This window comes from Bradyrhizobium uaiense (genome assembly GCF_010811875.1).
GTDB lineage: Bacteria > Pseudomonadota > Alphaproteobacteria > Rhizobiales > Xanthobacteraceae > Bradyrhizobium > Bradyrhizobium uaiense.
This window is the reverse complement of record NZ_VKHP01000453.1, coordinates 1-2,548: the sequence shown is the minus strand read 5'-3', so window position 1 is coordinate 2,548 and position 2,548 is coordinate 1. Positions and strand designations below refer to the sequence as shown.

Here is a 2,548-nt window from a genome sequence, read left to right as displayed (position 1 = left end):
CAAACACCATCAATCTGAGGGACGACCGCCTTAACCAGCAAGCCGCGAGCGAGCGCGCCACCACCAGCGCCGTAGCGAGTGAGCGGCTTGCTAGCAGCTCGCCGGCCCGTTATCCCATCTAACCCGCTCTACGCAATCACAAGAAACGGACGCTCCCAATGCCCATCGTCAATCGCGTTGCCGCCCTCTCGGATGAAATGGCCGCCTGGCGCCATGACTTCCACGAGAATCCCGAGCTGCTCTACGAGGTCCACCGCACCGCCGGCATTGTTGCCGAGAAACTGCGCGAGTTCGGCTGCGACGAGGTGGTGACCGGGATCGGGCGCACCGGCGTGGTCGGCGTGATCCGTGGCCGCAAGTCCAATTCGGGCAAGACCATCGGACTGCGCGCCGACATGGACGCGCTGCCGATCATGGAGGCGTCGGGCGTCGACTACGCCTCGAAGATCCCGGGCAAGATGCACGCCTGCGGCCATGACGGCCACACCGCGATGCTGCTGGGCGCCGCGAAATACCTCACCGAGACGCGCAATTTCGACGGCACCGCGGTCGTGATCTTCCAGCCCGCCGAGGAAGGCGGCGCCGGCGGCAAGGCGATGGTCGACGACGGGCTGATGACCCGCTGGGGCATCCAGGAGGTCTACGGCCTGCACAACATGCCCGGCCTGCCCGAAGGTTATTTCGCGACCACGCCCGGCCCGATGCTGGCCTCGTCCGATACCTTGAAGATCGTCGTGCACGGCAAGGGCGGCCACGCCGGCGCCGCCCCGCACGAGGCGATCGACAGCGTGCTGATCGGCGCCCAGATCATCAACGCGCTGCAATCGATCGTGTCGCGCAATCTCGATCCGCTGAAATCGGCGGTCATCTCGATCACCATGTTCGAGGCCGGGAGCGCCTTCAACGTGATCCCGGAGACCGTCACGCTGGGCGGCACCGTGCGCACGCTCGATCCCGGAGTGCGCGATATGGTCGAGCGCCGGATCGGCGAGGTCGCCTCCAGTATCGCCAAGGCCTATGGAGGATCGGCCGAGACGGACTATGGACGCATGTATCCGGTGACGCTGAACCACGCGCGCGAGGCCGGCGTCGCGGCCGAGGTCGCCCGCGACGTGGTCGGCGCCGACCGCGTCAACGACAATCTGGTGCCGGTCATGGGCGCGGAGGATTTTGCGTTCATGCTGGAGGCGCGCCCCGGCGCGTTCGTCTTCCTCGGCATGGGCGATGGCCCGATGTGCCACCACCCCGCCTACAAGTTCAACGACAACATTCTCGGCCACGGCGCCTCCTACTGGGTGCGCCTGGTCGAAAAGCAGATGCCGGCCGGCTAGCGCTACGCGCGCAGCTCATGAGCCCGGCCGCGATCGGTTCGCGGCCGGTGCGGGCTGCGTCATCAACGCGGCTGCTGTTGCGTGGTGCAGTGAATTCCACCGCCGCCGGCGGCGATGCCGTCGATGTTGAGCTGGATGACCTCGCGGTCGGCAAACAGCTCCCGCAAGATATCGCGCGCGTTGCGGTCGGCTGCCACGTCGCCGAATTCCGGTGCGATCACAGCGCCGTTACAGACGTAGAAATTGATGTAGCCGGCGGCGAAATCCTTGTTGCCGTATTTTGCGCGCCAGGTTGACGGTCCGTGCAATACCACGGCCTCCAGGCGCCGGCCCTTGGCATCAACAGCGCCGCGCAGGATCTCGAGGTGTCGTTTCGTGACCGCATGGTCGAACGACGACGGGTCCTGCTCGAAGCCGGCCACGACGACGCCGGGGCTGGCAAACCGTGCATAGAAGTCGGTATGCCCGTCGGTGATGTCCTTGCCGGCAATACCGGGCAGCCAGATGATCTTCTCCAGCCCGAGGACGCGGGACAATTCGGCCTCGCATTTGTCCTTGGACACACCCGCGTTGCGATTTGGGTTGAGGACGCAGCTTTCGGTGATGATGGCCGTCCCCTCACCGTCGACTTCGATGCCGCCGCCTTCCAGCACCAGGTCGGCCTTGACGAACGTGGCCTTCGCGGCTCGGGCCACGTGTTCTGCGACCCCGGCATCGAGCGCATGGCGCTGCTTGTTACCCCAGCCGTTGAAATTGAAGCCGACCGCGCCGAGTTGCCCGGAGGGATCCCTCACGAAGACCGGCCCGGTGTCACGCATCCACACGTCATCGACCGGTCGAATGACGAGGCTGACCGAGGGGCCGCAGAGCCGCGCGGCGATATCGTGGTCCTCCTCGCGCACCAGCATGTTGACGCGCTCATAGGCCGCGATGGCCTTTGCGATGGTGGCGAGATTGTCCCGCGCAACCGGAAGCAGCTTGCCGCCCCAGATCGCTGCGCTGGCGCCGAACGCCATCCAGGTCGCGGCATGCGGCGCGCCCTCGTCCGGCATCCGCCAACTCGCTTGATCGAGGGCCTGTCTCTTATACCCATCCGACGCTGCCGACGATCCACTCCGTTTTGATCTAGCGCGGCGCCGTACCATTAAACACAAAACTAGACAGCGCTTAAAGCCCTGTCACTACATGTACGAGTCTCATACCCAGGTGCTCACCCG

At 65.4% G+C, this 2,548-nt stretch carries 2 protein-coding genes; one reads left to right on the top strand and one right to left on the bottom strand.

Translation table 11 applies throughout. The features are described 5' to 3' along the window. Positions 1–158 precede the first annotated feature (158 nt). Positions 159–1,331, top strand: a complete 1,173-nt coding sequence (locus FNJ47_RS45610; protein ID WP_163163280.1) for a M20 aminoacylase family protein — start codon at positions 159–161, stop codon at positions 1,329–1,331. A gap of 62 nt (positions 1,332–1,393) precedes the next feature. On the opposite strand, the gene FNJ47_RS45605 is transcribed toward FNJ47_RS45610, so the two are convergent. Further along, on the bottom strand, positions 1,394–2,383 hold the full coding sequence (locus FNJ47_RS45605) for an agmatine deiminase family protein (protein ID WP_206685412.1): 990 nt from the start codon (positions 2,381–2,383) through the stop codon (positions 1,394–1,396). Positions 2,384–2,548: the final 165 nt, after the last annotated feature.